Origin of the sequence: Streptomyces sp. NPDC058373 (genome assembly GCF_042723275.1) — a bacterium.
GTDB lineage: Bacteria > Actinomycetota > Actinomycetes > Streptomycetales > Streptomycetaceae > Streptomyces.
On record NZ_JBHXJE010000003.1, the window covers coordinates 218,032 to 243,476 of the forward strand.

Annotated in this window: 34 protein-coding genes; 29 read left to right on the plus strand and 5 right to left on the minus strand. The window is 70.4% G+C overall.

Annotated elements, in window-relative coordinates:
- Positions 1-2 precede the first annotated feature (2 nt).
- The 19 genes from rplX (at position 3) to truA (ending at position 12,105) form a co-directional block, all read left to right on the plus strand.
- Positions 3-326 (plus strand): 50S ribosomal protein L24, encoded by a 324-nt coding sequence (gene rplX, locus ACFWMZ_RS03695; protein WP_003948632.1) that lies wholly within the window; start codon positions 3-5, stop codon positions 324-326.
- Entirely contained in the window at positions 326-883 is a 558-nt protein-coding gene (rplE, locus tag ACFWMZ_RS03700) for a 50S ribosomal protein L5 (protein ID WP_383172443.1), read from the plus strand. The genes rplX and rplE overlap by 1 nt, the downstream gene beginning before the upstream one ends.
- Before the next feature lie 3 nt (positions 884-886).
- Positions 887-1,072: a type Z 30S ribosomal protein S14 gene (locus ACFWMZ_RS03705; protein WP_003948630.1), complete on the plus strand. Its 186-nt coding sequence runs from the start codon at positions 887-889 to the stop codon at positions 1,070-1,072.
- Between the two features lie 247 nt (positions 1,073-1,319).
- Positions 1,320-1,718, plus strand: coding sequence for a 30S ribosomal protein S8 (gene rpsH / locus ACFWMZ_RS03710; protein WP_003948629.1), 399 nt, complete (start codon positions 1,320-1,322; stop codon positions 1,716-1,718).
- Between the two features lie 21 nt (positions 1,719-1,739).
- A complete protein-coding gene (gene rplF, locus ACFWMZ_RS03715; protein ID WP_383172441.1) occupies positions 1,740-2,279 on the plus strand; it encodes a 50S ribosomal protein L6 in 540 nt (179 codons plus the stop codon).
- Between the two features lie 3 nt (positions 2,280-2,282).
- On the plus strand, positions 2,283-2,666 hold the full coding sequence (gene rplR / locus ACFWMZ_RS03720) for a 50S ribosomal protein L18 (protein WP_003948627.1): 384 nt from the start codon (positions 2,283-2,285) through the stop codon (positions 2,664-2,666).
- A gap of 66 nt (positions 2,667-2,732) precedes the next feature.
- A complete protein-coding gene (rpsE, locus tag ACFWMZ_RS03725; protein ID WP_003948626.1) occupies positions 2,733-3,335 on the plus strand; it encodes a 30S ribosomal protein S5 in 603 nt (200 codons plus the stop codon).
- Positions 3,335-3,517: a 50S ribosomal protein L30 gene (gene rpmD, locus ACFWMZ_RS03730; RefSeq protein WP_383172438.1), complete on the plus strand. Its 183-nt coding sequence runs from the start codon at positions 3,335-3,337 to the stop codon at positions 3,515-3,517. The genes rpsE and rpmD overlap by 1 nt, the downstream gene beginning before the upstream one ends.
- A 1-nt stretch (position 3,518) precedes the next feature.
- The gene (gene rplO, locus ACFWMZ_RS03735) at positions 3,519-3,974 is read left to right on the plus strand and encodes a 50S ribosomal protein L15 (RefSeq protein WP_353773548.1); all 456 of its coding nucleotides are present in this window, start codon (positions 3,519-3,521) and stop codon (positions 3,972-3,974) included.
- Positions 3,975-4,210: 236 nt separating this feature from the next.
- Positions 4,211-5,524, plus strand: a complete 1,314-nt coding sequence (gene secY, locus ACFWMZ_RS03740) for a preprotein translocase subunit SecY (RefSeq protein ID WP_383172436.1) — start codon at positions 4,211-4,213, stop codon at positions 5,522-5,524.
- Positions 5,524-6,180 (plus strand): adenylate kinase, encoded by a 657-nt coding sequence (locus tag ACFWMZ_RS03745; protein ID WP_383172434.1) that lies wholly within the window; start codon positions 5,524-5,526, stop codon positions 6,178-6,180. The genes secY and ACFWMZ_RS03745 overlap by 1 nt, the downstream gene beginning before the upstream one ends.
- Positions 6,181-6,495: 315 nt before the next feature.
- Complete coding sequence (gene map / locus ACFWMZ_RS03750; protein ID WP_383172432.1) at positions 6,496-7,332, plus strand: type I methionyl aminopeptidase; 837 nt, start codon at positions 6,496-6,498, stop codon at positions 7,330-7,332.
- Positions 7,333-7,633: 301 nt separating this feature from the next.
- Positions 7,634-7,855, plus strand: coding sequence for a translation initiation factor IF-1 (gene infA, locus ACFWMZ_RS03755; protein ID WP_003948620.1), 222 nt, complete (start codon positions 7,634-7,636; stop codon positions 7,853-7,855).
- Between the two features lie 65 nt (positions 7,856-7,920).
- Positions 7,921-8,034 carry a 50S ribosomal protein L36 gene (rpmJ, locus tag ACFWMZ_RS03760; protein WP_003948619.1) on the plus strand — a complete coding sequence of 38 codons (114 nt, stop codon included), beginning with the start codon at positions 7,921-7,923 and terminating at the stop codon, positions 8,032-8,034.
- Between the two features lie 226 nt (positions 8,035-8,260).
- Positions 8,261-8,641, plus strand: coding sequence for a 30S ribosomal protein S13 (gene rpsM / locus ACFWMZ_RS03765; RefSeq protein WP_383172428.1), 381 nt, complete (start codon positions 8,261-8,263; stop codon positions 8,639-8,641).
- A 65-nt stretch (positions 8,642-8,706) separates the two neighbouring features.
- Complete coding sequence (gene rpsK, locus ACFWMZ_RS03770) at positions 8,707-9,111, plus strand: 30S ribosomal protein S11 (protein WP_003948617.1); 405 nt, start codon at positions 8,707-8,709, stop codon at positions 9,109-9,111.
- 161 nt (positions 9,112-9,272) lie between these two features.
- Positions 9,273-10,295, plus strand: coding sequence for a DNA-directed RNA polymerase subunit alpha (locus tag ACFWMZ_RS03775; RefSeq protein ID WP_383172426.1), 1,023 nt, complete (start codon positions 9,273-9,275; stop codon positions 10,293-10,295).
- A 332-nt stretch (positions 10,296-10,627) separates the two neighbouring features.
- Positions 10,628-11,128: a 50S ribosomal protein L17 gene (rplQ, locus tag ACFWMZ_RS03780; RefSeq protein ID WP_383172424.1), complete on the plus strand. Its 501-nt coding sequence runs from the start codon at positions 10,628-10,630 to the stop codon at positions 11,126-11,128.
- A gap of 92 nt (positions 11,129-11,220) precedes the next feature.
- Entirely contained in the window at positions 11,221-12,105 is an 885-nt protein-coding gene (gene truA / locus ACFWMZ_RS03785) for a tRNA pseudouridine(38-40) synthase TruA (protein WP_383172736.1), read from the plus strand.
- 34 nt (positions 12,106-12,139) lie between these two features.
- Here truA and ACFWMZ_RS03790 read toward each other — a convergent pair whose 3' ends face one another.
- The gene (locus ACFWMZ_RS03790; protein ID WP_383172423.1) at positions 12,140-13,018 is read right to left on the minus strand and encodes a hypothetical protein; all 879 of its coding nucleotides are present in this window, start codon (positions 13,016-13,018) and stop codon (positions 12,140-12,142) included.
- Positions 13,019-13,328: 310 nt separating this feature from the next.
- Here ACFWMZ_RS03790 and rplM point away from each other — a divergent pair, with 310 nt between their 5' ends.
- The 4 genes from rplM to ACFWMZ_RS03810 all read left to right on the plus strand — a co-directional run bounded on the left by rplM (position 13,329) and on the right by ACFWMZ_RS03810 (position 16,314).
- Positions 13,329-13,772: a 50S ribosomal protein L13 gene (gene rplM, locus ACFWMZ_RS03795; RefSeq protein WP_023418950.1), complete on the plus strand. Its 444-nt coding sequence runs from the start codon at positions 13,329-13,331 to the stop codon at positions 13,770-13,772.
- 43 nt (positions 13,773-13,815) lie between these two features.
- Positions 13,816-14,319, plus strand: coding sequence for a 30S ribosomal protein S9 (gene rpsI, locus ACFWMZ_RS03800; protein WP_008407256.1), 504 nt, complete (start codon positions 13,816-13,818; stop codon positions 14,317-14,319).
- A gap of 278 nt (positions 14,320-14,597) precedes the next feature.
- Entirely contained in the window at positions 14,598-15,959 is a 1,362-nt protein-coding gene (glmM, locus tag ACFWMZ_RS03805; RefSeq protein ID WP_383172420.1) for a phosphoglucosamine mutase, read from the plus strand.
- Between the two features lie 151 nt (positions 15,960-16,110).
- Positions 16,111-16,314, plus strand: coding sequence for a hypothetical protein (locus ACFWMZ_RS03810; protein WP_383172764.1), 204 nt, complete (start codon positions 16,111-16,113; stop codon positions 16,312-16,314).
- A 25-nt stretch (positions 16,315-16,339) separates the two neighbouring features.
- Here the strand turns inward: ACFWMZ_RS03810 and coaA are convergent, their stop codons facing one another.
- Positions 16,340-17,317: a type I pantothenate kinase gene (coaA, locus tag ACFWMZ_RS03815; protein WP_383172418.1), complete on the minus strand. Its 978-nt coding sequence runs from the start codon at positions 17,315-17,317 to the stop codon at positions 16,340-16,342.
- Between the two features lie 87 nt (positions 17,318-17,404).
- Between coaA and ACFWMZ_RS03820 the strand changes: the two genes are divergently transcribed.
- The 3 genes from ACFWMZ_RS03820 to glmS all read left to right on the plus strand — a co-directional run bounded on the left by ACFWMZ_RS03820 (position 17,405) and on the right by glmS (position 20,533).
- Entirely contained in the window at positions 17,405-17,773 is a 369-nt protein-coding gene (locus tag ACFWMZ_RS03820; RefSeq protein WP_383172416.1) for a hypothetical protein, read from the plus strand.
- A 144-nt stretch (positions 17,774-17,917) separates the two neighbouring features.
- Positions 17,918-18,490 carry an MOSC domain-containing protein gene (locus tag ACFWMZ_RS03825; RefSeq protein ID WP_383172414.1) on the plus strand — a complete coding sequence of 191 codons (573 nt, stop codon included), beginning with the start codon at positions 17,918-17,920 and terminating at the stop codon, positions 18,488-18,490.
- A gap of 141 nt (positions 18,491-18,631) precedes the next feature.
- A complete protein-coding gene (glmS, locus tag ACFWMZ_RS03830) occupies positions 18,632-20,533 on the plus strand; it encodes a glutamine--fructose-6-phosphate transaminase (isomerizing) (protein WP_383199381.1) in 1,902 nt (633 codons plus the stop codon).
- A 48-nt stretch (positions 20,534-20,581) separates the two neighbouring features.
- Here glmS and ACFWMZ_RS03835 read toward each other — a convergent pair whose 3' ends face one another.
- Positions 20,582-20,974, minus strand: coding sequence for a hypothetical protein (locus ACFWMZ_RS03835; protein ID WP_383199383.1), 393 nt, complete (start codon positions 20,972-20,974; stop codon positions 20,582-20,584).
- Positions 20,971-21,171: a hypothetical protein gene (locus tag ACFWMZ_RS03840; protein WP_383199385.1), complete on the minus strand. Its 201-nt coding sequence runs from the start codon at positions 21,169-21,171 to the stop codon at positions 20,971-20,973. Before ACFWMZ_RS03840 ends, ACFWMZ_RS03835 begins: the two co-directional genes overlap by 4 nt.
- A gap of 178 nt (positions 21,172-21,349) precedes the next feature.
- On the opposite strand from ACFWMZ_RS03840, the gene ACFWMZ_RS03845 reads away from it, so the two are divergent.
- On the plus strand, positions 21,350-22,648 hold the full coding sequence (locus ACFWMZ_RS03845; protein ID WP_383199387.1) for an XRE family transcriptional regulator: 1,299 nt from the start codon (positions 21,350-21,352) through the stop codon (positions 22,646-22,648).
- On the opposite strand, the gene cutA is transcribed toward ACFWMZ_RS03845, so the two are convergent.
- Positions 22,645-22,977: a divalent-cation tolerance protein CutA gene (gene cutA, locus ACFWMZ_RS03850; protein ID WP_383199389.1), complete on the minus strand. Its 333-nt coding sequence runs from the start codon at positions 22,975-22,977 to the stop codon at positions 22,645-22,647. The genes ACFWMZ_RS03845 and cutA overlap by 4 nt on opposite strands.
- 123 nt (positions 22,978-23,100) lie before the next feature.
- Here cutA and ACFWMZ_RS03855 point away from each other — a divergent pair, with 123 nt between their 5' ends.
- Both ACFWMZ_RS03855 and gap read left to right on the plus strand, forming a co-directional pair.
- On the plus strand, positions 23,101-24,057 hold the full coding sequence (locus ACFWMZ_RS03855) for a GlxA family transcriptional regulator (protein WP_383199391.1): 957 nt from the start codon (positions 23,101-23,103) through the stop codon (positions 24,055-24,057).
- Positions 24,058-24,164: 107 nt separating this feature from the next.
- Complete coding sequence (gene gap / locus ACFWMZ_RS03860) at positions 24,165-25,166, plus strand: type I glyceraldehyde-3-phosphate dehydrogenase (protein WP_383199393.1); 1,002 nt, start codon at positions 24,165-24,167, stop codon at positions 25,164-25,166.
- Positions 25,167-25,445 lie beyond the last annotated feature (279 nt).

Sequence of the window (25,445 nt, forward strand, 5' to 3'; positions counted from 1 at the left end):
GCATGAAGATCAAGAAGGGCGACCTGGTCCAGGTCATCACCGGTAAGGACAAGGGCAAGCAGGGCAAGGTCATTGCCGCTTTCCCGCGCGAGGAGCGTGTCCTGGTCGAGGGTGTCAACCGGGTCAAGAAGCACACCAAGGCGAACCAGCCGGGCCGCGCATCGCAGGCCGGCGGGATCGTGACCACCGAAGCCCCGGTCCACGTGAGCAACGTGTCGCTCGTCGTGGAGAAGGACGGCAACAAGGTCGTCACCCGCGTCGGGTACCGCTTCGACGAGGACGGCAACAAGATCCGCGTTGCCAAGCGGACCGGTGAGGACATCTGATGACGACCACCACTGCACCCCGTCTGAAGCTCAAGTACCGCGAGGAGATCGCGGGCAAGCTGCGTGACGAGTTCTCTTACGAGAACGTCATGCAGGTCCCCGGTCTGACCAAGATCGTGGTCAACATGGGTGTGGGCGACGCCGCCCGCGACTCCAAGCTGATCGAGGGCGCCATCCGCGACCTCACCACGATCACCGGCCAGAAGCCGGCCGTCACCAAGGCCCGGAAGTCCATCGCGCAGTTCAAGCTGCGTGAGGGTCAGCCGATCGGCGCCCACGTGACCCTGCGCGGCGACCGCATGTGGGAGTTCCTGGACCGCACCCTGTCGCTGGCGCTCCCGCGCATCCGCGACTTCCGCGGCCTGTCCCCCAAGCAGTTCGACGGCCGTGGCAACTACACCTTCGGTCTCACGGAGCAGGTCATGTTCCACGAGATCGACCAGGACAAGATCGACCGCGTCCGGGGTATGGACATCACCGTGGTCACCACGGCGACCAACGACGCTGAGGGCCGTGCGCTCCTTCGTCACCTCGGCTTCCCGTTCAAGGAGGCGTGAGCCGTGGCGAAGAAGGCTCTCATCGCAAAGGCCGCTCGCAAGCCGAAGTTCGGCGTGCGCGGCTACACCCGCTGCCAGCGGTGCGGCCGTCCGCACTCTGTCTACCGCAAGTTCGGCCTGTGCCGCGTCTGCCTTCGTGAGATGGCTCACCGCGGCGAGCTGCCGGGCGTGACCAAGAGCTCCTGGTAGATCCCGCTTCAGGGATTCACCGGGCCTCTGGTAAGCAACCAGGCGGCGGACGATCTTCCTCCGATGGCTTAGGCTGGAGAGGTTGGCCGTCCGCCGCCCTGGACAGCCCGCGGACGCTCACCACTGAGCAGTCCGCATATGACGCTTACTACGCCGCAGGTCCCCGCGCCGCACCCGTCCCGTCCCGGATCGGGGAGAGGGATGGCGCATACAGGAAACCCCGGCGAGAAAGGCCGAAGGCCGATTCATGACCATGACTGATCCGATCGCAGACATGCTTACGCGTCTGCGTAACGCCAACTCGGCGTACCACGACTCCGTCGTGATGCCGCACAGCAAGATCAAGTCGCACATCGCGGAGATCCTCCAGCAGGAGGGCTTCATCACGGGCTGGAAGACCGAGGACGCCGAGGTCGGCAAGAACCTCGTCCTCGAGCTGAAGTTCGGTCCGAACCGTGAGCGCTCCATCGCGGGTATCAAGCGGATCTCCAAGCCCGGTCTCCGGGTCTACGCGAAGTCCACCAACCTGCCGAAGGTCCTCGGCGGTCTCGGCGTGGCGATCATCTCCACGTCGCACGGCCTCCTGACCGGCCAGCAGGCGCAGAAGAAGGGCGTGGGTGGGGAAGTCCTCGCCTACGTCTGGTAGTCGGGAACGGAGGAAAAGCTCATGTCGCGTATTGGCAAGCTTCCCATCACGGTTCCCGCCGGCGTGGACGTCACCATCGATGGCCGGACGGTCGGCGTGAAGGGCCCCAAGGGCACTCTCGCGCACACCGTCGTCGCGCCGATCGAGATCGCTAAGGGCGAGGACGGCACCCTCTCGGTGACGCGCCCGAACGACGAGCGTCAGAACAGGGCTCTGCACGGCCTGTCCCGCACGCTGGTGGCGAACATGATCACCGGTGTGACCACGGGATACGTCAAGAAGCTCGAAATCAGCGGTGTCGGTTACCGCGTGGTCGCGAAGGGCTCCAACCTGGAGTTCTCTCTCGGCTACTCCCACCCGATCCTGGTCGAGGCCCCTGAGGGCATCTCCTTCAAGGTCGAGTCCCCGACGCGTTTCTCGGTCGAGGGCATCGACAAGCAGAAGGTCGGCGAGGTTGCGGCCAACATCCGCAAGCTGCGCAAGCCCGACCCGTACAAGGCCAAGGGCGTCAAGTACGAGGGCGAAGTCATCCGCCGCAAGGTCGGAAAGGCGGGTAAGTAAGCCATGGCATACGGTGTGAAGATCGCGAAGGGCAACGCCTACAAGGCTGCTGCCATCAAGCGCCGGCACATCCGCGTCCGCAAGAAGGTCTCGGGCACCGAAGTGCGCCCGCGCCTGGTCGTGACGCGTTCCAACCGCCACATGGTCGCCCAGGTGATCGACGACATCAAGGGTCACACCCTGGCGTCGGCGTCCACCCTGGACACGTCCATCCGCGGTGCCGAAGGCGACAAGTCCGCCCACGCCAAGCAGGTCGGCGCACTCGTCGCCGAGCGTGCCAAGGCCGCGGGTGTCGAGGCTGTCGTGTTCGACCGTGGTGGCAACAAGTACGCCGGGCGCATCGCCGCCCTGGCGGACGCCGCCCGCGAAGCCGGGCTCAAGTTCTGAGCCTCCGTCGCGGACAGCGACTCAATGTCGCTGCGTAGCTAGCGGAAACAGAGAGAGGTAAATCCAATGGCTGGACCCCAGCGCCGCGGAAGCGGTGCCGGTGGCGGCGAGCGGCGGGACCGGAAGGGCCGTGACGGCGGCGCAGCTGCCGAGAAGACCGCGTACGTCGAGCGTGTCGTCGCGATCAACCGAGTCGCCAAGGTTGTGAAGGGTGGTCGTCGTTTCAGCTTCACCGCGCTGGTCGTGGTGGGCGATGCGGACGGCACCGTCGGTGTGGGCTACGGCAAGGCCAAGGAGGTGCCGGCCGCCATCGCCAAGGGTGTTGAGGAGGCCAAGAAGCACTTCTTCAAGGTCCCCCGTATCCAGGGCACCATCCCTCACCCCATCACGGGCGAGAAGGCCGCGGGCGTCGTCCTGCTCAAGCCTGCTTCCCCCGGTACCGGTGTGATCGCCGGTGGCCCGGTGCGCGCCGTTCTGGAGTGCGCCGGCGTTCACGACATCCTGTCGAAGTCCCTGGGCTCCGACAACGCGATCAACATCGTGCACGCGACCGTGGCGGCCCTCAAGGGTCTCCAGCGTCCCGAGGAGATCGCGGCCCGCCGCGGTCTGCCCCTCGAGGACGTGGCCCCCGCGGCCCTGCTGCGTGCGCGTGCGGGAGCGGGTGCGTAATGCCGCAGCTCAAGATCACGCAGAAGAAGTCGTTCATCGGCAGCAAGCAGAACCACCGCGACACCCTGCGTTCGCTCGGCCTCAAGAAGGTCAACGACGTGGTTGTCAAGGAGGACCGCCCCGAGTTCCGCGGCATGGTGCAGACCGTCCGCCACCTCGTGACGGTCGAGGAGGTCGACTGACATGGCGGAGCAGAACCCGCTGAAGGTCCACAACCTCCGTCCTGCCCCGGGCGCCAAGACCGCCAAGACCCGTGTGGGTCGTGGTGAGGCGTCCAAGGGTAAGACCGCTGGTCGTGGAACCAAGGGCACGAAGGCCCGTTACCAGGTTCCGGAGCGCTTCGAGGGTGGGCAGATGCCCCTCCACATGCGTCTCCCGAAGCTCAAGGGCTTCAAGAACCCGTTCAAGACCGAGTTCCAGGTCGTGAACCTCGACAAGCTGGCCGAGCTGTACCCCGAGGGTGGCGAGGTCACCGTCGAGGGCCTGGTCGCCAAGGGTGCCGTTCGCAAGAACAGCCTCGTCAAGGTGCTCGGCCAGGGCGAGGTCTCCGTGGCGCTGCAGGTGACGGTCGACGCCGTCTCCGGCTCCGCCAAGGAGAAGATCGCCGCCGCGGGCGGCACCGTCACCGAGCTCGTCTGAGCTCGTTGACCGCTACGTAACCCACCGGGGATGCCTCATAAATGGGGCATCCCCGGTTGGTCGTTCCAAGGGGGGCGCAGTCGCCGGTAAGGTGGCGTCCGCTGTTGCTGTAACGCAGGGGACATCCCGTCCCCGGGGTCGTGTGGTTCGCCGCCCGGCTCACCCGCCGATCCCTATTCGTCGAACCTCAAGACCGTCACCTCTGACGCACGTGCGCGGGGGTCGCAGGAGGCACCGTGCTCACCGCGTTCGCCCGGGCGTTCAAGACGCCCGACCTGCGCAAGAAGCTGCTCTTCACGCTCGGCATCATCGTCCTCTACCGGCTCGGCGCGCACGTACCGATCCCGGGCGTGAGCTACCAGAACGTCCAGATCTGTATGGACCAGGCGAACGCCACCCAGGGCCTCTTCGGCCTGGTGAACATGTTCTCCGGTGGTGCGCTGCTCCAGATCACGATCTTCGCCCTGGGCATCATGCCCTACATCACGGCGAGCATCATTCTCCAGCTGCTGACCGTGGTCATCCCACGTCTGGAGGCCCTCAAGAAGGAGGGTTCCTCCGGCCAGGCGAAGATCACCCAGTACACCCGGTACCTGACGGTGGCGCTCGCCGTCCTGCAGGGCACCGGTCTGGTGGCGACCGCGCGCACCGGCTCGCTCTTCCAGGGCTGCCCGGTCGCCGGGGAGATCGTGCCGGACCAGTCGATCTTCGTGACCACCACCATGATCCTCACGATGACCGCCGGTACCGCCCTCGTCATGTGGCTCGGTGAGCTCATCACCGACCGCGGCATCGGCAACGGCATGTCGATCCTGATGTTCATCTCGATCGCCGCCAGCTTCCCCGCCTCCCTCTGGGCCATCAAGGAGCAGGGCGACCTGGCCGGTGGCTGGATCGAGTTCGGGACCGTGATCCTCGTGGGTCTCGCCATGGTCGGCCTGGTGGTCTTCGTCGAGCAGGCGCAGCGCCGCATCCCCGTCCAGTACGCGAAGCGGATGATCGGCCGCCGTTCCTACGGCGGTACGTCGACCTACATCCCGCTCAAGGTGAACCAGGCCGGTGTGATCCCGGTCATCTTCGCCTCGTCGCTGCTCTACATCCCGGCGTTGATCGTGCAGTTCTCCAACTCCCAGGCGGGTTGGGCGCAATGGATCAACAACAACCTGGCGGACACAGGGGCCACGGCCCACGTGATCCTGTACTTCTTCCTGATCGTGTTCTTCGCGTTCTTCTACGTCGCCATCTCCTTCAACCCCGAAGAAGTAGCCGACAACATGAAGAAGTATGGTGGGTTCATCCCGGGCATCCGGGCTGGCCGACCGACCGCTGAGTATCTGAGTTACGTGCTCAACCGGATCACCTGGCCGGGTTCGCTGTATCTGGGGCTGATCGCACTGGTGCCGACGATGGCGTTGGCCGGCTTCGGGGCCAACCAGAACTTCCCGTTCGGCGGGACGAGCATCCTGATCATCGTGGGTGTGGGTCTGGAGACCGTGAAGCAGATCGAGAGCCAGCTTCAGCAGCGCAATTACGAAGGGTTCCTCCGCTGATGCGAATCGTCCTCGTCGGACCGCCTGGTGCAGGCAAGGGAACGCAGGCCGCGTTCCTCGCCAAGAACCTGTCGATCCCGCACATCTCCACGGGTGACCTGTTCCGCGCCAACATCAGCCAGGGCACGGAACTGGGCAAGCAGGCCAAGTCCTACATGGATGCCGGAAACCTCGTCCCGGACGAGGTGACCATCGGCATGGCGGAGGACCGCATGGCCCAGCCGGACGCCGAGAACGGCTTCCTGCTGGACGGTTTCCCCCGGAATGTGTCGCAGGCGAAGGCTCTGGACGAGTCCCTCAAGGACCAGGGCGTCACGCTCGACGCCGTCCTGGACCTGGAGGTCCCCGAGGACGAGGTGGTCAAGCGCATCGCCGGCCGCCGCATCTGCCGTAACGACTCCAGCCACGTCTTCCACGTGGAGTACAGCAAGCCGAAGGCCGAGGGCGTCTGCGACGCCTGCGGCGGCGAGCTGTACCAGCGCGGTGACGACAAGGAAGAGACCGTCCGCAAGCGGCTGGAGGTCTACCACAGCGAGACCGAGCCGATCATCGACCACTACAAGGCCCAGGGCCTGGTGGTGACGATCTCCGCTCTCGGCAAGGTCGACGAGGTCACCCAGCGCGCGATGGCCGCGCTCGGCGCCGACCAGAAGTGACACAGGGCCTCGCGCCCGCCACCGGCCGCGGTCCCCGCAAGGGGCCCGCGGCCGCAGTGTGTCCGCGCCCTCTCCGGAGCGAGCGAAGCGAAGCGCTCCCCCGGTGCGGCAGACTGGACACAGCGCGTCCCGCGCGCAGACCCGCACGCAGACCCGCACCGAGGCCGACCTGCGGTCTGAGCCAAAGGGGCGCGTCGTTGTCGAGACGCCCGTCGCGCGCAGGGAGCGAAGCGGACGAGCACGTCGGGTGGCTCGACAACGACATGCAGCGCCCCGGCGGCGAAGACCGCCCGAAAACAGAGGAGCTCAATTCCCGTGGTGCAGATCAAGAGTCCCGAGCAGATCGCCAAGATGCGCGAGGCGGGGCTGGTCGTCGCCGCCATCCACCGGGCCACCCGGGAGGCGGCCGTGCCCGGCGCCACCACCAGGGACCTGGACGAGGTGGCCCGCAAGGTGCTGGCGGAGCACGGGGCCCGGTCGAACTTCCTCGGTTACGGCGGCTTCCCGGCGACCATCTGCACCTCGGTCAACGAGGTCGTGGTGCACGGCATCCCCGACGAGAAGACGGTGCTCGCCGACGGCGACATCATCTCCATCGACTGCGGCGCGATCGTCGACGGCTGGCACGGGGACGCCGCGTACACCGCTTTCGTGGGGTCCGGGCACGCTCCGGAGCTGGTCGAGCTCTCCCGGGTGACCGAGGAGTCGATGTGGGCCGGGATCGCCGCGATGAAGCAGGGCAACCGGCTGGTCGACATCTCCCGCGCGATCGAGACGTACATCCGCCGCCAGCCGAAGCCCGGCGGCGGGAAGTACGGGATCGTCGAGGACTACGGCGGCCACGGCATCGGGACCGAGATGCACATGGACCCGCACCTGCTCAACTACGTCGAGCGGCGCCGCGGCAAGGGCCCGAAGCTGGTCCCCGGCTTCTGCCTGGCGATCGAGCCGATGGTGAGCCTGGGCACACCGAAGACCGATGTGCTGGAGGACGACTGGACGGTGGTCACCACCGACGGGACCTGGTCCTCGCACTGGGAGCACTCGGTGGCCCTCACCGAGCAGGGGCCGCTGGTGCTGACCGCCGAGGACGGCGGCAAGGCGAAGCTGGCCGAGTTCGGGATCACCACGGCGCCCGACCCGGCGGCCTGATATACCGGGGAGCCGCTTTTCCGGGCCCTCGGGCTCCGGTGCGGGGCGGCTTCCCCCATCGATGTCCGGCGTACGTGGCCCAAGGGGCGCGTGGGCCGGGTGGGCTCGCCCGTCCGGGCGGGTCCTGCGACGGTCTGCGGCAGGCACGCATAAGGATCACCGCATCGGGGCATTCTTCCCCGATTCGCCTTTGCGGGAGCCCTGACGTAGACTGACGCGTCGGCTCTCGTGCACCCGCATGCCCGTATGGATGTGTAAGTGTCGCGAGGCCGGTCAAGGTAGTCGATTCGAAGGGCGAAGCGTGGCCAAGAAGCAAGGTGCCATCGAGATCGAGGGCACTGTCGTCGAGTCTCTTCCGAACGCCATGTTCAAGGTTGAGCTCCAGAACGGCCACCAGGTCCTGGCACACATCAGCGGCAAGATGCGTATGCACTACATCCGTATCCTCCCTGACGACCGGGTCGTGGTGGAGCTGTCTCCGTACGACCTGACGCGTGGCCGGATCGTCTACCGGTACAAGTAGATCTTGCCCGCTCGCCGCCTCTCTTCCGGGGGCGGTGGCCGGCACCTGACCCGGAGAACCTCACCATGAAGGTCAAGCCGAGCGTCAAGAAGATCTGCGACAAGTGCAGGGTGATCCGCCGTCACGGCCGGGTCATGATCATCTGCGACAACCCGCGCCACAAGCAGCGCCAGGGCTGACGCACACACCTGCTCCCGCAGATCTCGCGCGACGCACTCAGCAGTAACACCAAACGCAGTGCCCGTCTCTTCCCGCGTGCCGAAATGCGCGCGAAGGGCGGTACCCCCGGTCGGAGGCCGGGGACCCGGTCCGTTCCATGCCCCTCGGCGGCTCACCCCGCCCCGGTGGATCGGCGGTCGGGAGCGGCGCTGCGGCAGACCTCCGACAGACAACTGGAGCCATTAGATGGCACGCGTTTCCGGTGTCGACATCCCGCGCGAAAAGCGTGTGGAGGTCGCCCTCACCTACGTGTTCGGCATCGGCCGGACCCTTTCGCAGCAGACGCTGGAGGCCACCGGCGTCGACCCCAACACCCGCGTTCGCGACCTGTCCGAAGAGGACCTGGTCAAGATCCGCGAGTACGTGGACGGCAACATCAAGACCGAGGGTGACCTCCGTCGCGAGATCCAGGCCGACATCCGCCGCAAGGTCGAGATCGGTTCGTACCAGGGTCTGCGTCACCGCCGTGGCCTGCCCGTCCACGGTCAGCGCACCAGCACCAACGCCCGCACCCGCAAGGGCCCGCGTCGCGCCATTGCCGGCAAGAAGAAGCCGGGCAAGAAGTAGTCCGCAGCGGACGCTCGTCAGCGGTCTTCGCTGTAGGACCGACCACCTCCCACTGGAGATAAGACATGCCCCCCAAGGGACGTCAGGGCGCTGCCAAGAAGGTGCGCCGCAAGGAAAAGAAGAACGTCGCTCACGGCCACGCGCACATCAAGAGCACGTTCAACAACACGATCGTCTCGATCACGGACCCCACGGGCAACGTGATCTCCTGGGCCTCCGCCGGCCACGTCGGCTTCAAGGGCTCGCGCAAGTCCACTCCCTTCGCCGCGCAGATGGCCGCCGAGTCGGCCGCCCGCCGCGCGCAGGAGCACGGCATGCGCAAGGTCGACGTCTTCGTCAAGGGTCCCGGCTCCGGCCGTGAGACCGCGATCCGTTCGCTCCAGGCCACCGGCCTGGAGGTGGGCTCGATCCAGGACGTCACCCCCACCCCGCACAACGGCTGCCGCCCCCCCAAGCGCCGCCGCGTTTGATCGGACCGCCGGGGCCTGAGCCCCGGCCGGCCACGGGTTTCCGGGCGGTACGGCCGATTCGGCCGTACCGCCCGTACCCTTGAGCAGTGTCGATGCCGGGCTCACCGCCCGGCGGGTCGGGCGTCAAATAGCGGGCGCCCCTGACTGAAGGAACAGAAAACATGCTGATCGCTCAGCGTCCCTCGTTGACCGAAGAGGTCGTCGACGAGTTCCGGTCCCGGTTCGTGATCGAGCCGCTGGAGCCGGGCTTCGGCTACACCCTCGGCAACTCCCTGCGGCGTACGCTGCTCTCCTCGATCCCGGGTGCGGCGGTCACGTCCATCCGTATCGACGGCGTCCTGCACGAGTTCACCACCGTGCCGGGCGTCAAGGACGACGTCACCGACCTGATCCTCAACATCAAGCAGCTGGTCGTCTCCTCGGAGCACGACGAGCCGGTCGTGATGTACCTGCGCAAGCAGGGCCCGGGTCTGGTCACCGCCGCCGACATCGCGCCCCCGGCCGGTGTCGAGGTGCACAACCCCGACCTGGTGCTGGCCACGCTGAACGCCAAGGGCAAGCTGGAGATGGAGCTGACCGTCGAGCGCGGTCGCGGCTACGTCTCCGCCGTCCAGAACAAGCAGGCGGGCCAGGAGATCGGCCGCGTTCCGGTCGACTCGATCTACTCGCCCGTCCTCAAGGTCACCTACAAGGTCGAGGCGACCCGAGTCGAGCAGCGGACCGACTTCGACAAGCTCATCGTCGACGTCGAGACCAAGCAGGCGATGCGTCCGCGTGACGCCATGGCCTCCGCCGGTAAGACGCTGGTCGAGCTGTTCGGTCTGGCTCGCGAGCTCAACGTCGACGCCGAGGGCATCGACATGGGCCCGTCGCCGACGGACGCCGCGCTCGCCGCCGACCTGGCGCTGCCGATCGAGGAGCTGGAGCTGACCGTCCGCTCCTACAACTGCCTCAAGCGTGAGGGCATCCACTCCGTGGGTGAGCTCGTCGCCCGCTCCGAGGCCGACCTGCTCGACATCCGCAACTTCGGTGCGAAGTCGATCGACGAGGTCAAGGCGAAGCTTGCCGGGATGTCGCTGGCGCTCAAGGACAGCCCGCCTGGATTCGACCCGACCGCGGCGGCCGACGCCTTCGGCGCCGACGATGACGCGGACGCCGGGTTCGTGGAGACCGAGCAGTACTGAGGTACTGCTCGGCAGGGGTGGGCCTTCGGGCTCGCCCCTGCCGGGTCTGGCCCTGCCGGGCCGGGGGTGCGGTCTTGGCTCGCCCCTGCCGGGGCCTGGGTGTCCTCAGCGCCGGACGGGCTTGAGTTTGTCCTCAAGCGCCGGACGGGCTGGATTTGGCCGGGCTTTCGAGGGTTTCCTCGGGAGTGTGGCCGCTTGAAAGACGTCCTCAAACGCCGGACGGGCTGGATTTGGCCGTCTTGGTTGAGGGAGAGACTCCGGCGGACACAAGTTCGTGCGGACACTGTCATCGGTACCTGATACGGCCGGTGCAGATCACAAGGAGAAAGACCATGCCGAAGCCCACCAAGGGTGCCCGTCTGGGCGGCAGCGCCGCGCACGAGCGGCTCATGCTCGCGAACCTCGCGCGCTCGCTGTTCGAGCACGGCCGGATCAAGACGACCGAGGCGAAGGCGCGCCGTCTGCGTCCCTACGCCGAGCGTCTGGTCACCAAGGCGAAGAAGGGCGACCTTCACAACCGCCGCCAGGTTCTCCAGGTCATCACGGACAAGAGCGTCGTCCACACGCTCTTCACCGAGATCGGCCCCCGCTACGAGAACCGCCCGGGTGGCTACACCCGGATCACCAAGGTCGGTAACCGCCGTGGCGACAACGCTCCCATGGCCGTCATCGAGCTGGTGGAGGCCCTGACCGTGGCCCAGGAGGCCACCGGTGAGGCCGAGGCCGCGACCCAGCGCGCGGTCAAGGAAGACGCCCTGAGCAAGGATGAGGCCGCCACCGAGGCGCCCGAGGCCGCTGCCGAGGCCAAGGACGACGAGGCAAAGGACGCCTGAGCCAGTCGTACGCGTGTGTGCGGGCCCGCATCCCTCCGGGGGTGCGGGCCCGCCGCCGTACCGGCGGGGCTTGAGAGGATGCGCGGGTGAGCGTGGAGCAGGTGGAGTACAAGGAGCGGCGGGACGGGCCCGAGCCGGGGCACGTCCGGGTGCGGCTGGACCTCAGCTACGACGGGCGGGAGTTCTCCGGCTGGGCCAAGCAGGCCCAGGGGAGGCGGACCGTGCAGGGGGAGATCGAGGACGCCCTGCGGACGGTTACGCGGTCGGGGGAGCGGACGTACGAGCTGACGGTGGCCGGGCGGACCGACTCGGGGGTGCACGCGCGCGGGCAGGTGGCCCACGTCGACCTGCCGGCCGAGGTGTGGCAGGAGCACCGCGAGAAGCTGCTGCGGCGGCTCGCGGGGCGGCTGGCGCACGACGTGCGGATCTGGCGGGTGGCCGAGGCGCCGGAAGGGTTCGACGCGCGGTTCTCGGCGGTCTGGCGGCGGTACGCGTACCGGGTCACCGACCACCCCGGCGGGGTCGACCCGCTGCTGCGCGGCCACGTGCTGTGGCACGACTGGACGCTCGACGTGGACGCGATGAACGCGGCCTCGGTGGCGCTGCTGGGCGAGCACGACTTCGCCGCGTACTGCAAGCGGCGGGAGGGGGCGACGACGATCCGCACCCTCCAGGAGCTGAGCTGGGAGCGGGACGCCGACGGGATCATCACGGCCACCGTGCGCGCCGACGCCTTCTGCCACAACATGGTGCGCTCGCTGGTCGGCGCGCTGCTCTTCGTCGGCGACGGCCACCGGCCCGTGGAATGGCCGGGCAAGGTGCTGGCGGCCGGGGTGCGGGACTCCGCGGTGCACGTGGTGCGCCCGCACGGGCTGACCCTGGAGGAGGTCGGCTACCCGGCCGACGAACTGCTGGCGGCCCGCAACCGGGAGGCCCGCAACAGGCGGACCCTGCCCGGCACGGCCTGCTGCGGCTGAGCCCTCGGCGCCCGGCCGCGGCCGGGCGCCGCTGTCACTGCGCGGCGGCGGCCCGGGACGCCTGGGCGACACCCCGGCGGTGGATCTGGCGCAGGGTGAATTCCGCCACGTCGTCGCCGGTGGTGAAGACGGCTTGGTCCTGCTTGGTGACGCGGTCGCCGTTGGTGAAGCCACCGACGGTGAAGTAGACGTACCGGCCGTAGGCGTTGGTGGTGGAGCGGCAGACCGTGGTGCGGCAGAAGGTGGGGACGCCCTCCCCGGCGAGCGAGGCGACGTTGCCGCTGGACCGCTCCTTGACCCGGGAGGCGATGGCGGCCGTTTTGAAGGTGGCGACGCCCACGGTGACCGCGACGCCGCCGCGCCGGTAGGTGGCGCGGACGAGCTGCTCGCAGCCGTTCTCGGTGAGGACCTGGCCGAGGGCGCCCTGCGTGGCGGAGGCGCACTTGGTGGTGCGGTCGAGCGCGCCCTTGGCGTAGACGCGGTCCCCGACGGTGAGCTTCTTGCCCGGGTAGAGCGAGGCGGCGGTGAGCGGGGCGGTGTCCTTCTCGGCGCTGGAGACGAAGTCCTTCGGGTCCGGCGGGGGCGGCGGGGCCACCTCGGAGAAGGACGGGGCGGGGGCCGTGGTGTCCTCGGGCAGCGCCGAGGAGCTGGAGACCCCGCCGATCGGGTCGGCCGCCTTCGGGTCGTCGCTGTTGGCCCGGACGACCATCGTGGCGACCAGCGCCGCGACCGCGACGGTGGCGACGGCGCCGCCGCCGATCAGCGTCCAGCGGCGCTTGCGGCCGCGTGCCTCGGAGGCCGCGGCGAGCGCCTCCCAGTCCGGTGCGGCCGGCTGCTGACGGCCGTACGGCTGCTGCCCCTGCGGGCCCCTGTCCCCCGGCCCCCAGGGAGGCCCCCCTTGCCCAAAGCTCATGGGCCGCATCCTACGGGCGGGGTTCGCTATGGTGGAGGGGCGGATACGCCTCGGCTCGCGGTCCGGACCCTCGCGTCCGCCCCGCGCGCACTCGCGTTTTGACCCGTTCGGGGAAGCGCGGGTATTGTGCGTGTTCGTTATGTGTATTGGCTTGCTCATTCTCACGTGAGGGGCCCTTACACCGGTCCCACCGGGCCGATGACCAGCGGCAAGCACTCGGTTGCGTCACCGATGTGCGGCCAGGGCTGTCGTGATCGTCCGTGGTGGCCATGTCAGGACCCACTCACTGAAGAAGCGAAGGCTACGAACCGTGCGTACGTACAGCCCCAAGCCCGGCGATGTCACCCGCCAGTGGCACGTCATCGATGCCCGGGACGTTGTCCTGGGACGCCTGGCGACCACTGCCGCCACCCTCCTGCGGGGCAAGCACAAGCCGATCTACGCCCCTCACGTCGACACCGGTGACTTCGTCGTCATCATCAACGCCGACAAGGTCCACCTCTCGGGCAACAAGCGCACCCAGAAGATGGCGTACCGCCACTCCGGTTACCCGGGCGGTCTGCGCTCGGTGCGCTACGACGAGCTGATGGACAAGAACCCCGAGAAGGCCGTCGAGAAGGCCGTCAAGGGCATGCTCCCCAAGAACACCCTGGGCCGTCAGATGCTCTCGAAGCTGAAGGTCTACGCGGGTGAGCAGCACCCGCACGCTGCCCAGCAGCCGGTCCCGTTCGAGATCACCCAGGTCGCGCAGTAGTTCCGGCCACACCCCTAAGACTGAAACGAATCTGAGGAGAATCGTGGCCGAGACCACCGCCGAGCTCCCCCTCGACGACATCGAGCAGTACACCACCGAGTCCGAGACCCCCGAGGGCGACTACACGTCGGAGTCCCTCGCGTCCGGCTTCGGTGAGCCCCAGCCGGCCGCCGGCCTGGGCCGCCGCAAGAACGCCATCGCCCGCGTCCGGATCGTCCCGGGCACCGGCAAGTGGAAGATCAACGGTCGCACCCTTGAGGACTACTTCCCCAACAAGGTGCACCAGCAGGAAGTCAACGAGCCCTTCAAGGTGCTCGAGCTCGAAGGCCGTTACGACGTCATCGCCCGCATCTCCGGCGGCGGCGTCTCCGGCCAGGCCGGTGCCCTGCGCCTCGGCGTGGCCCGCGCGCTGAACGAGGCCGACGTGGACAACAACCGCGGCGCCCTCAAGAAGGCCGGCTTCCTCACGCGTGACGACCGCGCGGTCGAGCGCAAGAAGGCCGGTCTCAAGAAGGCCCGTAAGGCCCCGCAGTACAGCAAGCGCTAATCGCTCGCTGCTCGCGACGCTTCGCCCCGGCGGCACGTGCTGTGCCGCCGGGGCGTACGTCTATCGGTTCCCGGTCCGTGTGCCCCCCAGAGGGTGCGGGGCCGGGAATCGCGGGCATACGGGGCTGTACGCGCCGGGGAACACCGGCCGTGCAGCGGTATGCCGTACAACGGTATGAAGCATGAGCATGGGCCCCGGCATGCCCGCGTCACGTCGCGCTTTCGCGCAAGCGGTACGCACGCGCGGCCGGTGGACCCTGAGGTTCGGAGGACACACCAGTGGGACGACTCTTCGGCACGGACGGGGTACGCGGCGTCGCCAACGCGGATCTGACGGCGGAGCTGGCGCTCGGCCTGTCGGTCGCGGCGGCGCACGTGCTCGCCGAGGCGGGCACGGCGAGCACCGGTCACCGGCAGGTGGCCGTGGTGGGGCGGGACCCCCGGGCGTCCGGTGAGTTCCTGGAGGCCGCGGTCGTCGCGGGCCTGGCCAGCGCCGGGGTGGATGTGCTGCGGGTCGGCGTGCTGCCGACGCCGGCGGTGGCGTACCTCACGGGCGCGCTCGGCGCGGATCTCGGCGTGATGCTCTCGGCCAGCCACAACGCGATGCCCGACAACGGCATCAAGTTCTTCGCGCGGGGCGGGCACAAGCTCGCCGACGAGCTGGAGGACCGGATCGAGGCCGTCTACGAGGAGCACCGCACCGGCGCTCCCTGGCAGCGGCCCACCGGCGCCGGCGTCGGCCGGGTCCGCGACTACGACGAGGGGTTCGACCAGTACGTGGCGCACCTCATCGGGGTGCTGCCCAACCGCCTGGACGGGCTGAAGGTCGTGCTGGACGAGGCGCACGGCGCGGCTGCCCGCGTCTCGCCCGAGGCGTTCGCGCGGGCCGGGGCCGAGGTCGTCACCATCGGCGCCGACCCCGACGGCCTCAACATCAACGACGGCTGCGGCTCCACCCACCTGGAGCTGCTGCGGTCGGCCGTCGTCGAGCACGGCGCCCACCTGGGCATCGCCCACGACGGCGACGCCGACCGGTGCCTGGCGGTCGACGCCGAGGGCCGGGAGATCGACGGCGACCAGATCCTCGCGGTGCTGGCCCTGTCGATGCGCGAGCACGGCGGGCTGCGGTCGCAGACCGTGGTGGCCACCGTCATGTCGAACCTCGGGTTCAAGCTGGCGCTGGAGCGCGAGGGCATCTCCCTGGTGCAGACGGCGGTCGGCGACCGCTACGTCCTGGAGGAGATGAAGGAGCACGGCTACGCCCTCGGCGGCGAGCAGTCCGGCCACGTCATCATCCTCGACCACGCCACCACCGGCGACGGCACGCTGACCGGCCTGATGCTGGCCGCCCGGGTCGCCGAGACCGGCCGCCCGCTGGCCGAGCTGGCCGGGGTCATGGAGCGGCTGCCGCAGGTCCTGGTCAACGTCCCCGACGTGGACCGCAGCCGGGTGACCACCTCCGCCGAGCTGGCGGCCGCGGTGGCCGTGGCCGAGCAGGAGCTGGGCGCGACCGGGCGGGTGCTGCTGCGCCCCTCGGGGACCGAGCCGCTGGTGCGGGTGATGGTCGAGGCCGCCGACATCGAGCAGGCCGGCGCGATCGCCGGGCGGCTGGCCGACGTGGTGAAGTCCGCGCTCGGGTAGGGCTGTCGGGCGGGCTCCGGTCGCAGGCCGGCCGGGGCGCGCGCCCGTGGTGAGGACGTCCCGTCGCCGGGTTCCCGCGGCGGGACGTCCGCGTGTGCGGGGGCGGTCCCGCGGGTGGGCGGCGGCCGGTCGTCCGCCGTCACCGCGGCCGGTGGTCTCCGCGCGTCAGGCTCGGGGTGTTCTCAACGGCGGCCCGGAGCCCCCGATCTACCACTACTTCACCGTCATCGGCTACGACGACGTGAACCGCACCGTCCTCATCGCCGACCCCGCCTCCTTCGGCGGCAACCAGGTCTCCTGGCTCTCCTTCGAGCAGCTCGCCTCGCTCATCCCGCCCAAGGGATATGCGGCCTGACGGCACGCCGGCCGGGGCCCGGGCCTCACAGCTTCCGCAGGCTGAGCTTGCGGACCTTGTGGTCCGGGCCCTTCCTTATGACCAGGTTGGCGCGGCCCCGGGTCGGGGCGACGTTCTCCAGCAGGTTGGGCAGGTTGACGGTGCGCCAGGTCGTGCGGGCGTAGTCGAGCGCCTCCTCCTCGCTGACCTGGGTGTAGCGGCGGAAGTACGAGGACGGGTCCTGGAAGGCGGTGGCGCGCAGCTTCTGGAAGCGGTTGAGGTACCAGCGCTCGATGTCCTCGGCGCGGGCGTCCACGTAGACGCTGAAGTCGAAGTGGTCGGCGAGGCCGACCCGGGTGCGGCCGTCCTTGCCGGGGAGGGCGGGCTGGAGGACGTTGAGCCCCTCGACGATGAGGATGTCCGGCCGGTTCACCGTCAGCCGGCGGTCCGGGACGATGTCGTAGACCAGGTGCGAGTAGACCGGTGCGGTCACCTGGTCCTTGCCGGCCTTGATGTCGGCGACGAACCGGGTCAGCGCCCGCCGGTCGTACGACTCGGGGAACCCCTTGCGGGCGGTGAGGCCGCGGGCGCGCAGCTCGGCCATGGGCAGCAGGAAGCCGTCGGTGGTGACCAGCTCCACCCGGGGGTGCTCGGGCCAGCGGGCCAGCAGCGCCTGGAGCAGGCGGGCCACCGTGGACTTGCCGACCGCCACGCTGCCCGCGACGCCGATCACGAACGGGGTGCCGGACTGCTCGCCCTTCTCGCCGAGGAAGGTGTTGAGCGCCGAGCGCAGGCCGTCGGTGGCGCCGACGTAGAGGTTGAGCAGGCGGGAGAGCGGCAGGTAGATGTCCCGGACCTCGTCCAGGTCGATCACGTCCCCCAGACCGCGCAACTTTTCGACTTCTTCGGCTGTCAGAGGCAGCGGAGTCTTCTCACGAAGAGCGCTCCACTGCTCGCGGGTGAGGTCCACGTAGGGAGTCGCCTCCGGCTTGCGGTGGGCGCTCCGGGACTCGGGAGTGATCACCTCCTCATTGTTGCGGCTGTGTGAACGCCGTGGGGGGTGGGTTCGGTCACGTGGCCGAACGGACGGGACGACCGAAGGGGGATGGAAATGGGGCACGCGGGAAGCGCGGGAACGTTCAGCGGTGCGGGCGGCGTCGGCGGTGTGGTGTGGATAGCCGTGCCGGGCGCCGCGGGACAGGCGGCAAGGCGGCGGCGCCCGGGGAGCCGGGACGGGGGAGTGCGGCGGGAGCCGTTCGCGGCCTGGCGGCGGTGGCGGGACGGGGCCCAGGCGCGCCGGGACCGGGCGCTGCTCGCCCGCGCGGCGGTGGTCGCGGAGCTGGCGCGGGAGCTGCCCGACGAGGACTTCGGGGAGTACCTGGAGGACTCGGTGGCGCTCTACCGGGGCGGCAGCAAGCCGTACGCGGAGGAGGCCGAATACCTGGACCTGGTGGAGGACGCGCTCGAGCAGGTGGGGTGAAGGGGTGGGGCGGGGCCGCTGACCTGGCCCTGCCGGCCCGGCACACTCACGGCTGCCTGCCGGGGTCCTGCCCGCCCGCCGCGGCCGGGTGTAGCGTCGGCGCCGGACGGAGCCCGGCGGCCGGGGCCCGGAAAGGGGACGGCGATGAGCGTGGGGGAGTCGGCGGGACCGGGCGAGGGAGCCCGGGTCACCGCGGTGAGCAGCAACGGCGTGTACAGCTTCAGCAAGCCCAACCGGGAGGCCATCACCCTCCTCGCCGGGCTCGGCGTCGAGGGCGACGTGCACGCGGGCGTCACCGTCAAGCACCGCTCGCGCGTCGCGCAGGACCCGACCCAGCCCAATCTGCGGCAGGTCCACCTCATCCACGGCGAGCTCTTCGCCGAGCTGGCCGCCGAGGGGCACACCGTCGCCCCGGGCGAGCTCGGCGAGAACGTCACCACCCACGGGATCGACCTCCTCGGGCTGCCCGTCGGCACCCTGCTGCGGCTCGGCCCGCAGGCGGTCGTCGAGGTCACCGGACTGCGCAACCCCTGCCTCCAGATCGACGCCTTCCAGGACGGCCTGCTCAAGCGCGTCGTCGGCCGCGGCGAGGACGGCGGGATCGTCCGCAAGGCCGGGATCATGGGCGTCGTCCGCACCGGCGGCACCCTCCGTCCGGGCGATCCGATCGCCGTGGAACTTCCGGCCGGGGAACACCGCCCGCTCGAACGCGTCTGACCCCTACGGGAGTTGCGCCGGACCCCGCGCCGGGCGCGCCGCGCGCGGGGTTGTCGCTCATCGTATAAACCCGCTCACTCTGCGAACATGCGTACCGGTTGCCGTCCGGCGGTGGTACGGCGTGGGCGAAGGGGTGCGCGAATGTGCGGGATCGTGGGCTATGTCGGGGCGCAGTCGGCGCTCGACGTCGTACTCGCCGGGCTGCGGCGGCTGGAGTACCGGGGTTACGACTCCGCGGGCGTCGCCGTCCTCGCCGGGGACCAGGTCGCCTGCGTCAAGAAGGCGGGCAAGCTCTCGCAGCTGGAGAAGGCCCTGGTGGACGACCCGCTGCCCGGCTCGGACGCCACCGGCGACGGGCACGGCGGCGCCACCGGTATCGGCCACACCCGGTGGGCCACCCACGGCGGGCCCACCGACATCAACGCCCACCCGCACCTGGACGCGAGCGGCCGGTGCGCCGTCGTCCACAACGGCATCATCGAGAACTTCGCCGCCCTGCGCGACGGGCTCGCGGCCCGGGGCGTCGAGGTCCGCTCGCAGACCGACAGCGAGGTCGCCGCCCACCTGCTCGCCGAGGAGTACGCGGCGCTGGAAGGAGCCGGTCAGGCGGGCGGGACCCGGCTCGCGGCCGCGCTGCGCGCCGTCTGCCGTCGCCTGGAGGGGGCGTTCACGCTGGTCGCGCTGCACGCGGACGTGCCGGACGTGATCGTGGGGGCGCGCCGGAACTCGCCGCTGGTCGTCGGCTGCGGCGAGGGCGAGGCGTTCCTCGCCTCCGACGTGTCCGCCTTCATCGACCACACCCGCACCGCCATGGAGCTGGGCCAGGACCAGGTGGTCGAGCTCCACCCGGACCGGGCCGTCGTCACCGGCTTCGACGGGGCGCCCGCCGAGGCCCGCACCTACCGCGTCGACTGGGACGCCTCCGCCGCGGAGAAGGGCGGCTACGACTCCTTCATGCTCAAGGAGATCGCCGAGCAGCCCAAGGCCGTCACCGACACCCTCCTCGGCCGCCTCGACCCGGCTCTCGGCACCCTCACCCTCGGCCCGGAACTCGGCCTCGACCCGGCCGTCCTGCGCGACGCCGAGAAGGTCGTCGTCATCGCCTGCGGCACCGCCCACCACGCCGGGCTCGTCGCCCGCCTCGCCGTGGAGCGCTGGGCCAAGCTGCCCTGCGAGGTCGAGCTGGCCAGCGAGTTCCGCTACCGGGACCCGATCGTCGGCCCGCGCACGCTGGTCGTCGCCGTCTCCCAGTCGGGGGAGACCGCCGACACCCTGATGGCGCTGCGGCACGCCCGGGAACAGGGTGCGACCGTCCTCGCCGTCTGCAACACCAACGGCTCGACGATCCCGCGCGAGTCCGACGCCGTCCTCTACACCCACGCGGGCCCCGAGGTCGCCGTCGCCTCCACCAAAGCCTTCCTCACCCAGCTCGTCGCCTGCCTCCTGCTCGCCCTGCACCTCGGCGAGGTCCGCGGCGGCCCCGCCGAAGAACTCCGCGAGGCCGCCCGGGCACTGGGCCGCGCCCCCGAGGACGTGGCCGCGGTCCTCGCCACCATGGAGCCCGTACGCGCACTGGCCCGCACCCTCGCGGCCAAGGAGACGGTCCTCTTCCTCGGCCGCCACGCCGGATACCCGGTCGCCCTGGAGGGCGCCCTCAAACTCAAGGAACTGGCCTACTTCCACGCGGAGGGCTTCGCCGCCGGCGAGCTGAAACACGGCCCGATCGCGCTGGTCGAGGCGGACCTCCCGGTGATCGTCGTGGTCCCGTCACCGACCGCCTCCGGCGTCCTCCACGGCAAGATCGTCTCCAACATCCAGGAGATCCGGGCCCGGGGAGCGCGGACGATCGTGATCGCGGAGGAGGGGGACGAGGCGGTCGCGCCGTACGCGGACCACCTGATCCGGATCCCGGCTGTGCCGCCCCTGCTCCAGCCACTGGTGGCGGCGGTGCCGTTGCAGGTGTTCGCGTGCGAGCTGGCCACGGCGCGGGGGAACGACGTGGACCAGCCGCGGAACTTGGCCAAGTCGGTGACTGTGGAGTGAGGAAGGCGAGGTCGGCCGCCGCGAGCTGACTCCCGGCCGGAGTCTGGGTCAGTCGCGTCGGCGCCGCGGCCGGAGGCTGGGGCAATGGAGGTGCCGGAGCACGTCCGGCTGTCCACCGGAGCCGGCGTGCATGGACGCGCGGTCGTACGCCTCGCCGCGCAGGATCGGCTTGTCGCAGCGTGCGCAGATGTTCATCGGGTCTCCTCGGTGGACGGCTGGGCGGGGACGCGGGGGCGCGGGCAGGTGCGGTGGTTGGCGGCGGTCGCGGGGGTGCACGGCAGGCGGCAGCGGGTGCACAGGGCGCGGACCTCGGCCGGGCAGCAGGGGCAGCCGCAGCGGCTGGTGAGTGGGGGAGGCGTAGCCGCCGACGTACCAGTCGAAGTTGCCGGCGCAGAAGCCGTGTTCGCCGATGTCGCACGGCGAGCAGGCGAGGCCGGTCACGACCGGGCCTCGGCGCACGGCAGGCAGGCACGCGGGTACCAGGACGCCCACGGGCAGGACGGGTCGGGGCGTACGCCGAGGTCCACGACGGCCTCGGCGGTCACCGGCGTGCCGCACCAGACGCACTCCGCGCCGCGCAGCTCGGCCTTGGACAGGGTGGTCGGGAGTGGCAGTCCGCCATCTGCGGTCGCGGGCACATGGGCTCCTCGGCAGTCGTCGCCGCGCGCCGACGGAATGTCACCCGGTGTCGACGCCTCGTGTGGCCAGGTTCGACGGTCCGCATGGCAGGGGCAGCCCCGGCCGGGGTATCCCCACCATGGGTAGGGAATTCTGGAAGCGCCCGCGCAGACTCCCAGGAGCAGGGAGAGGGCCGCCATGACCTACGAGCCGCCTACCGCGCTGCCCCGAGACCTCCTGTCCTCGCCGGACATGCGCGAGGCTCTGGAGGCGCACGACTTCGGCACGGTCTTCCGGCTGGCGCGCGCCAGGGGCGGCATCAGCTACTCGAAGACCGCGGCCGAGTGCGACATCAAACCGGAGCGGGTCGGGGCCCTCGCCAGGGGGAACGGCCGGATCACCTCGTTCGACAAGGTCGTGGCGATCTCCGACGCGCTCCGGGTGCCCGGCGGACTCCTTGGCCTCGCCTCCCGGCTCTGGGAGGTGCCCACCCCTGCGACCAGCACGACCAGCGCGGAGAACAGGAGCGACATGAGGCGCCGGACCTTCGTCCAAGCAGCATCTGGGCTCGCCGCTGCGCTGCCCGTCCGTACGGCCCCCGGTGTCCAGCGACTCGGACCCTCCGACATCGAGGCCCTCCGTGCCCGCACCGCGCGACTCCGCCGTCTCGACACCGTCCTCGGCGGCGGCGACACGTACCGGGTGTACCTCGGCGAGTACCAGGCCACCAAGGCGCTGACGCGCGACGCGACCTACTCGGAGGCGACAGGCCGCGCGCTCCTCTCGGTCCTCGCCGAGCAGGCGCAGCAGGCAGGGCGGGCCGCCTTCGATTCGGGCCGCGAGGCCGACGCGGTCGGCCTCTACAAGGAGAGTTCCACCGCCGCGACCGAAGCCGGCGATTCCGACCCTCTCGGGAACAGTCTCGCGTTCCTCGCCTACCAGCAGGTCGCCGGGGAGCGCCGGGAGGCCGCGGCCATCGCCGCCCGCTCGTGCGAAGCCATCACCCCCCGCACTCCCGCCCGCGTCCGGGCTCTGCTCCACGAGCGGATGGCCTGGGCGTGCGCCGCCGCCAACCTGCCACGCGAGACCGAGCGGGCCCTGCTCGCTGCCGAGGAAGCGCTTGACGCCGGCGACGACGGGCCGCAGCCCGACTGGGCCGTGTGGGTCGACGGGACGGAGCTGCGCATCATGGCGGGCCGGTACTGGACCGAGCTGCGGCGGTCCCTCCGGGCCGTGCCCGTACTCAGTGCGGGGCTCGCCCAGTACGACGACAGCCACGCCCGCGACAAGGCGTTGTACCTGTCCTGGCTCGCCGATGCCTACCTGCGCGCCGGCGAGCCGGAAGAGGCATCGACTGCCGTCGGCCGAGCCCTCGACCTGGCGTCCGGGGTTGCCTCGGTCCGCCCCCGCCAACGCCTGGAACCTGTCCTGTCGCGGCTCGCCGTGCATCGGGGTCTCTCCGCGGTGGACGAGGTGCTGGCCCGCGCCGCGGTCTAGGCACTCTGCCCCGGTGAGACCGAGTCGCCGATCCAGCGCAGGTACTCCTCGGTGCTCCGCTCGATCCGGACCGCGCACAGTTCCGGGTTGGCCCACGGGTGCCGTTCGAGGAGGTGCTTCTCCAGCTCCCCGTACCGGTCGCCGCTGGTCGTCAGCAGGAGCTTCCACTCCTCGCCCTCACCGAACTCGCCGAGGTGCCAGAAGACCGATGTGACCGGGCCGATGATCTGGGCCCCGGCTGCGAGGCGGGCGCGCACGACGGACTGGGCCAGCTCGACCGCCTGTTGGCGGGTCTCGGTAGCCGTCGACACCTGGAGGAAGTTGGTCATGGCCGGGAGCCTAGGAGCTGTCTGCCCCTGCCGGAAGTCGGCCCGGAGTCCGAAGGGGCAGTGCTTCCCGCGGCTGCGGGACTCGTACGTGGGGCGGAGCCGCGCCCCGCGTAACCTCGTCCCGTGTCAGCCTCCCCTCTGCACCGCGTCGCCGTCCTTGTGCTCGACGGGGCGAAACCGCTCGATGTCGGGATCCCCGCGCAGGTGTTCACGACGCGGGCGAGCATGCCGTACGAGGTGCGGGTGTGCGGGGCGGCGCCCGGGCTGGTGGCCGGTGGGGACGGGCTGGCGTACCACGTCGAGCACGGGCTCGACGCCCTTGCGTGGGCCGACATCGTCTTCGTGCCCGGTTACCGGGTGCCGGACCGGGAGGACCCGCCGCAGGCCGTCGTGGAGGCGCTGATCGGTGCCCACGACCGGGGGGCGCGGCTCGCCGCCATCTCCACGGGCGCCTTCGCGCTCGCCGCCACGGGTCTGCTCGACGGCAGGCGTGCCACGACGCACTGGCACTACACGCGGGCGCTGGCGGCCAGGTATCCGCTGGTCCAGGTCGACGAGAACGTGCTCTTCGTCGACGAGGGCAGCGCGCTCACCTCGGCTGGGGCCGCCTCCGGTATCGACCTGTGCCTGCACATCCTGCGCGGCGACCTCGGTGTGGCCGCCTCCAACCACGCGGCCCGGCGGCTGGTCGCCGCGCCCTACCGCAGCGGCGGGCAGGCCCAGTACGTGCCGCGCAGCGTGCCCGAGCCGCTCGGGGAGCGGTTCGCCGACACGCGGGAGTGGGCGCTGTACCGGCTCGGCGAGCCCCTCACCCTCGACATGCTGGCGCGCCAGGCCGGGGTCTCGGCACGTACGTTCTCCCGGCGGTTCGTCGAGGAGACCGGCTACACGCCGATGCAGTGGGTGATGCGCGCCCGCGTCGACCTCGCCCGCGATCTGCTCGAACGCTCCGAGCGCGGCGTCGAGCAGATCGCGGCCGACGTCGGGCTCGGCACCGGCGCCAACCTGCGCCTGCACTTCCAGCGCGTCCTCGGCACCACGCCGAGCGAGTACCGGCGCACCTTCACCCGGGGCGAGTAGCCCCCCGCGTACCGCCTGGCGGCATCCTTGCGAACCATGGCGTTTCCGCCGCTGTCAGCGGCGCGGGCCGAGAGCGACGCTGGTGGGGAGGGAAGGGAGATCACCCCATGACCACTCGCATCGCCATCAACGGATTCGGCCGCATCGGACGCAACGTGCAGCGCGCACTGCTGGAGCGCGGCAGCACCCTGGAGGTCGTCGCCGTCAACGACCTCACCGAGCCCGCCGCGCTCGCCCGGCTGCTCGCCTTCGACTCGACGGCCGGCCGCCTCGGGCGCCCGGTGACCGCCGACGGGGACACGCTCGTCGTCGACGGCCGCCGCATCAAGGTGCTGGCCGAGCGCGAACCGGCCCAGCTGCCGTGGGCCGAACTCGGCGTAGACCTCGTCCTGGAGGCCACCGGCCGCTTCACCTCGGCCAGGGCCGCCCGCGCCCACCTCGACGCGGGCGCGCGGAAGGTGCTGGTCAGCGCGCCGTCGGACGGCGCGGACGTCACCCTCGCGTACGGCGTCAACACCGACGCGTACGACCCGGCCGCGCACACCGTCGTCTCGAACGCCTCCTGCACCACCAACGCGCTCGCGCCGCTCGCCGCCGTACTCGACCAACTCGCCGGTATCGAGCACGGGTTCATGACCACGGTGCACGCCTACACCCAGGAGCAGAACCTCCAGGACGGCCCGCACCGCGACCCCCGCCGCGCCCGCGCCGCAGGCGTCAACATCGTCCCGACCACCACCGGCGCCGCCAAGGCGATCGGCCTCGTCCTCCCCGGCCTCGCCGGCAAGCTGTCGGGCGACTCGATCCGCGTACCGGTGCCGGTCGGCTCGATCGTCGAACTCAACACCACCGTCGCCCGCGACGTGACCCGCGACGACGTACTGGCGGCGTACCGCGCGGCGGCGGAGGGGCCGCTCGCGGGCGTCCTGGAGTACTCGGAGGACCCGCTCGTCTCCTCCGACATCACCGGCAACCCGGCGTCGTCCATCTTCGACTCGGCCCTGACCCGTGTGGATGGGCGTCACGTGAAGGTGGTGGCTTGGTACGACAACGAGTGGGGGTTCTCCAACCGGGTGATCGACACGTTGGAGCTGCTGGCGGCCGGCTGAATCGGGCACTGTAGGCTCCCGGACCGCCTGGCCTGAGCGTGTTCCCCGCGGAGGCGGGGGGTGGTCCGATCATCGAAATGTAGGCTGCGGCCTACAGACAGGTGGTCCCCGCGTGGGCGGGGCGGACCGCTCACTCTTCGCGTCTCGACGGCGGTGCACCCACGGTTCCCGCGCACGCGGGGACGGTTCGGCCACGGGGGCCGCGCGCCGCCCCGTACGCGTACGGCGGCCGGACTGCCCCGGCGCCGGCCGGAGACGGAGAGGTGGCAGCGACATGAG